The organism is Telluria sp. ZB4P34, assembly GCF_059686055.1.
In genome coordinates, this window is the sequence record NZ_JCASIF010000034.1 from 1 (window position 1) to 5976 (window position 5976).

Below are 5976 nucleotides of genomic sequence, written 5' to 3' on the forward strand. Positions count from 1 at the left end.
ATGACCATAGCAAGTCGGTCCCACCCCTTCCCATCCCGAACAGGACCGTGAAACGACTTTGCGCCGATGATAGTGCTGCAACCAGTGTGAAAGTAGGTTATCGTCAGGCTAGTTATATGAAAAACCCCACCAGGTGATCCTGGTGGGGTTTTTTGCTTTGTGCGTGCCGAATTCCAGCTCAACTCAACAATCCGACGTCTGACTGTTCACGGAAATTGGGCCCCGGCCAAGGGCGGACGCCTATCCCGGGGCGACGTGCTGGGGACTGTCGTGAGCAACTCCCGATGCAGGCATTACATGGGGAAATGCGTGGCCATGTGCGCTCACTTTTCCGCCAGTAGCTGCTGCACCAGCCGCGCCATCTCGTCGAGTCGGTACGGCTTGCGCAGCAGGCGATGACGCGCGAGGATGCCGTCATCTTCCACGGCTTCTCCCGGATATCCGGATGCGAACAGCAGCTTCGCCTGCGGCAGGCAGGTGGCCGTCGCCGCCGCCACATCCTGCCCGCTTACCTGGCCTGGCATGACCAGGTCGGTGAACACCAGGTCGATCGGCAGCCGGCGACGGATCATGTCGAGCGCCGCTTCGCCGTCCCCTGCCTCGAGCACGCATAATCCGAGCTTGCGCAGCACCTCGACGCTGGTGTGCCGCACCGAGGCTTCGTCCTCGACGACGAGCACCGTACGTACCGCTGCCGGGGATGCTGTCGGTAGCGGCTCCTCGACATGGGCCGTTCGAAGCAGTGGAAAGTACAGGCTGACAATCGTGCCTTTTCCAAAGTTGCTTGCCAGTTCGACCTGCCCTTCGCTTTGCCTGACGAATCCGAAGGCCAGGCTCAGACCCAGGCCGGCACTGCGCTTGTCCGTCTTGCTCGAAAAGAAGGGCTCGAACGCGCGCCGTTGCACCTCGTCCGTCATGCCGGCGCCATTGTCTGAAAAGCGTAGCCGCAGGTAGCGAGGCGGCTCGTCCTTGTCCGCCTCACCCGGCAGATGCGCCGCATCCAGGGCAATCTCGAGCCACCCATTCTCTCCCATCGCCTCGGCCGCATTCTGCACGAGGTGCAGGACGGTTTTTTCGAACTGCGCCGGATCGATACTGGCCCCGAGGTCCGGGTCCAGCGACAGGCTCAGTGCATGGTCGCCTAGCGTTTGCCTGATCATGCCTTCCATGCTGCGCAGGTGACTCGCCAGGTTCACCGGCCGCGGCGCCAGCGGCTGGCGACGCGCGAAGGCCAGCATCTGCGCCGCCAGCTGCGCCCCGCGGCGCACGCCTTCGGAGGCAGATTCCAGTCGCCGCACGGTTTTCTCGTCGGCGCGGTGCGCCACGCGCAGCAACTGCAAGTGCCCGTTGATCAGCTGGAGCACATTGTTGAAGTCGTGGGCCACGCCGCCGGTGAGCTGGCCGATCGCTTCCATCTTTTCGGCTTCGTGCAACGCCGACTGCGCCCTGGCCAGCTCGCCCGTACGCTCGGAAAGTTCGGCCTGGCTCGCGCGTAGCGCATCGAGGGCGCGGTTGCGTTCCTGGACCGCACGGTAGGCGCGTGAATGCGCGCGTAGACGCGCATTGAGTTCGACCTTGTCCGGCCATTTCACCAGGTAGTCGATCGCGCCGGCTGCGAAGCCGACCGCTTTCACCCGCGGACTGGTGTTCGATGACAGCATGATGATGGGCACCTCCGCCACACGCGGATCCGCTTTCAGCGTCCGGATCACGTCGAGGCCGTCGATCAGGGGCATGTGCAGGTCGACCATGATGACGCTCGGCGTGCATGCCAGCGCGCTCTCGAGGGCACGCGCCGGGTCCTGCTGGTAAGTGAGCACGATGCCGGCTTCATCCGCCAGCATGCCCTCGACAAGCTCCGCGTTGATCAGGTGGTCGTCGATCAGCAGGACCCGGATGTCGATGGCCTCGGGCGGCATGGTGTCGATGTGCCCTGTCATTTGAGCGCCTCGCCTGCTTCGATCGCGGCCTGCGCGATGCACAGTTCGAGTTGCAGGAGGTCATACGGTTTCGGCAGCACGATGATGCCGGCATCGGGCTGGACGCGCACATTGTTTCCCTCGCCCGAAGTCAGGATGACGCGCAGCGACGGCCGCATGGCGATCGCTCGGCCGGCCAGTTCGGTGCCCGACATGCGCGGCAGGTTCAGGTCGGTAAACAGGATGTCGACCTCGTGTTCGCTCAGCAGCATGAGCGCGTGCTCGGCCGACCCGCTGCCGCTGGCCGCATGGCCCAGCGCAGCGAGCAGCTCGCAGGCCAGTTCCCGCGTGTCCGGGTCGTCTTCCACCACCAGGATGCGCCGCGCGCCGTCCGCCACCGCGCTGCGGCGCACGGTGTCTTCCACGACGGCCGGCGCCGCCATGGGAACGGCCAAGCCCCCTGCGCCGAGCTGGCGGCGGACCGTCCGGGCCAGCTGTTCCCGGCTATACGGCTTCGGCAGCAACTCGATGGCGTCGTCGAAAGAGGAATCGGGCAGCTGCCCCGAGGTCAGCAGGATGCGCGTGTGCGGCGAGATGTGCCGGCACTGCGCCACCAACGAAGCGCAATCGACGGCCCCAGGCATGGACAGGTCGCTGAACAGCAGGTCCACCGGTATCCCGGACTGGAGCATGGCGACGGCCTGCCGTCCGCCTTCGGCCGCGAGCACCCGGTAACCGAGGCCGGCCAGCAGTTCGACGGTCGTGGCCACGACCGCCGCGTCGTCGTCGACCACCAGGATGGTCTCGTCGCCGCCCGGCACACTGGACAGGCTCGCCGCCTGTGCGTGCAGGGCGTCGCCTTCGGCACGCGGCAGCAGGATCGTGATCGTCGTCCCTTGGCCGGGACGGCTATCGATGCGGATCTCGCCGCCGCTCTGCTTCACGAAGCCATACACCATGCTCATGCCCAGGCCTGTGCCTTCGCCCGGCGCCTTGGTGGTGTAGAAGGGATCGAAGATCTTGTCGAGCACTTCCGGCGACATGCCGCAGCCGGTATCGGCGATCGAGAGGCGCACATGCTTGTTGCAGTCGCCTTCCTGCGCGTCGTTGGCGACGCCGATGGTCAGGCGCCCGCTGCCGCCCATGGCGTCGCGCGCATTGATGGCCATGTTCAGGATCGCGTTCTCCAGCTGGTTGCGGTCGACCCGGGCATTCCAGAGGCCGGGTGCGCGGCGCAGGTCGAGCACGACCCGGTCGCCCAGTGCCCGCAGCAGCAGCGATTCCATGTCCGCCAGCAGGATCCCGAGATCGGTGGTCTCCGGTTGCAGCGGCTGCCGGCGCGCGAAGGCGAGCAGTTGCGAGGACAGCTTCGAACCGCGCTCGACGGCCGCTACCGCACTCGCGACGCGGGCGCCGAGCACGCTGCCGATCCCGTCCAGTTCCATCAGTTGCAGGTTGCTGGAGATGATCTGCAGGACGTTGTTGAAGTCATGGGCCACGCCGCTGGCCAGCTGGCCGACCGCTTCCATCTTGTGGGCCTGGCGCAGCGCATCCTCGGCCTTGACGCGTTCGGTTTCTTCCAGCACGACCTGGCGTTCGAGCGACTGGTTCAGTTCACGCAGCGCGGCTTCGGCCTGCTGGAGGTTCTCTTCGGTACGCTTGCGTTCCGTAATGTCGAAGGCGACACCGAGATAGCGGCGCTCGCCTGCGATCCTGCTCGGTACGGCCTGGCCGCGGCGGGCGACCCAGCGCCGCTCTCCCGTATCGGCGCGGGTGATCAGATATTCCGAGTAGCGCAGGGGATTCGCTTCGCTGCCGAGCCGGTTCGGGCCGGCCAGGTGCAGGCAAGACGGGTCGACGCGGCTGAGCAGAAGATCGGCAGTGACTTCCACGTCGGGCGCGAAACCCCAGATGCGGCGATAGGCATCCGATACCACCAGCTTGCCGGTGTTCGGGTACCACTCGAAGGTGCCGATCTCGCCGGCTTCCTGCGCAACGCGCAGCCGCTCCTCGGTCAGGGCATGGTCGGTGACGTCGACACCCTCGACGAAGATGCCGTGCGTGCGGCCTTGTGCGTCCTTGAGCGGCTGGTACACGAAATCGAGGATGCGGCGCTCCATCCCCTGGCCGTTGCCGGGGTCCAGCTGCACCTCGATGCTGCGGCCATGATAGGGTTCGCCATCGTGGTAGACCCTGTCGAGCAGTTCATGGAAACCCTGGCCATCGAGCTCCGGCAGGGCGAGCCTGACCGGTTTATGGAGAATCGGGCGATGCTGCACCAGCTTCATGTAAGCGTCGTTCGCCAGTTCGAACACATAGTCCGGCCCGCTCAGCACCGCCATGAAGCTGGGCGCCTGGCGGAACAGCGTATTCAGGAAGTCCATGTCGCCGGTGAGGCGCCGGTTGGCCTGCTCGAGCCTCAGGCGCAGGGCATCCAGGTCGCTGTTGACCTGTTCGAGGTGGACCTCGTGGAGCTGCCGCTGCTGCTCGGCGCGCACGCGATGCGTGGTTTCGATGACGGTCGCCAGTACGCCCTGCACCTGGCCATGTTCGTCGACGGCCGGGCCGTAGTACAGATCGAACCATGCCTCTTCGGGCGCGCCATGGCGGTCAAGGACAAAGTGTGCGTCGCGGAAGACGCGTTCTTCGCCGGCGAAGCAGGCGTCGAAGACTTCCTCGTTGAAGCTCCATGCTTCCGGCCAGGCCTCGGGGATGGAGCTGCCAAATACCTGGGGATGTTTGTTCCCGCAAACCAGTGCGTAGCCGTCGTTATAGAGGAGGATCCGCTCTTCGCCCCATATCAGGGCCATGCCGGCAGGCGAGCGCAGGACGACGTCGGTCAAGGTGCGCAAGAGGGCCGGCCAACGATCAATGGGACCGAGCGACGTGTCGCTCCAGTCCCGGGTGCGAATCAGCTCAGCTGCTTCGGAATGCGAAGCAGGCCAAACGATCTTGCTCATCAATGCCTCATCGGGTCGACGGCGAAGATCGCCAGGCCGAACACGGACAACGTGTCCGCATCAGCGCGACAGTGTAACACTGGAAACTGTACCCCCAGTGTCCTGCACTGTACAGGACGGCAATATCAGGCGATCCCTACAAGGCCGTCGAGACGTAGCTGAAGCTTGTCCCAGAAGCGGTCGTGGAGAGGGAGGAGAAGCACGTTGCAGACAGGCTCGAGAATCGCGGCCATTCCCCCGAATGCGAGCGAGCCGGTGGCGAAGTACATCACCATGAACGCAACCAGCATGTGGAATGCGGTCTGGCTGAGCTTCTCGGCCGCGATGCGCAGGTAGCGGTCGCGCTCGTTGGTGGCACGCGCACGCCATGCAGACCAAGCTTGCTCGTGCAGCGGAAGCAAGAGCACATTCATCACCGGTTCGATCAGGATCGCCAAACCGCCGAGCACGACCGAGCCGGTGACCGCATAGGCAATTGTGAACGCGATCGCCATGTGAGCAAGGACCTGGCTGGTTTTCTTTGCGGCGGCGACCATGCTTGTCTTTCCTATGTTTTGTTAACAACTACTGTAGGTCAAATGATAGCGATTCCCATTCATAGCTTAAAGTGAATAAATTTTAAGGGTTTGATAGTTTTGGCCTATCCGCAACCCAGGCTAAGATGTTGTCGCGTTCTAACACCGGCACTTGTCACGCATGCCTGCCGTTTGCTATAGTCTTGCTCCTCCGACGTACAACGCCGCTTCAGGCAGCGACAAGCGAAGGAGGTGAGGGGTTGACGAGAACCGCGAAACACTGCATAATCTCACTTCTCTGCTGCTGACGAACACAACGCTTCGTCGAACACGGCAAGGTAGTACAGAACACAGTTCTTTAACAATCAACAGTCGATAAGTGTGGGCGTTTGATGAAGGTGCCGCTGGCTTCGGTCAGTGATTACTTAAATTATCAAATGTTCACAAAAGTATTAAGCGTTGTCTCAGCAATGGGATGACGGTCAGTATCTTGAGTGAGCGACCCCTTAGAAATAAGGGTGACACGAAAGTGTCAACAAACAGAGATTGAACTGAAGAGTTTGATCCTGGCTCAGATTGAAC

At 63.2% G+C, this 5976-nt stretch carries 3 protein-coding genes and 1 rRNA gene; 1 reads left to right on the forward strand and 3 read right to left on the reverse strand.

Annotated elements, in window-relative coordinates; all coding sequences use genetic code 11:
• Positions 1–109 (forward strand): 5S ribosomal RNA (gene rrf, locus AC56KL_RS23135); the annotation flags it as partial.
• Between the two features lie 214 nt (positions 110–323).
• Here rrf and AC56KL_RS23140 read toward each other — a convergent pair.
• From AC56KL_RS23140 to AC56KL_RS23150, 3 genes are all read right to left on the reverse strand, one after another.
• Positions 324–1919, reverse strand: a complete 1596-nt coding sequence (locus tag AC56KL_RS23140; RefSeq protein WP_497182529.1) for a response regulator — start codon at positions 1917–1919, stop codon at positions 324–326.
• A gap of 17 nt (positions 1920–1936) precedes the next feature.
• Positions 1937–4762 (reverse strand): response regulator, encoded by a 2826-nt coding sequence (locus tag AC56KL_RS23145; RefSeq protein WP_497182530.1) that lies wholly within the window; start codon positions 4760–4762, stop codon positions 1937–1939.
• A 242-nt stretch (positions 4763–5004) separates the two neighbouring features.
• Positions 5005–5415: a DUF2061 domain-containing protein gene (locus AC56KL_RS23150; protein ID WP_497182531.1), complete on the reverse strand. Its 411-nt coding sequence runs from the start codon at positions 5413–5415 to the stop codon at positions 5005–5007.
• Positions 5416–5976: the final 561 nt, after the last annotated feature.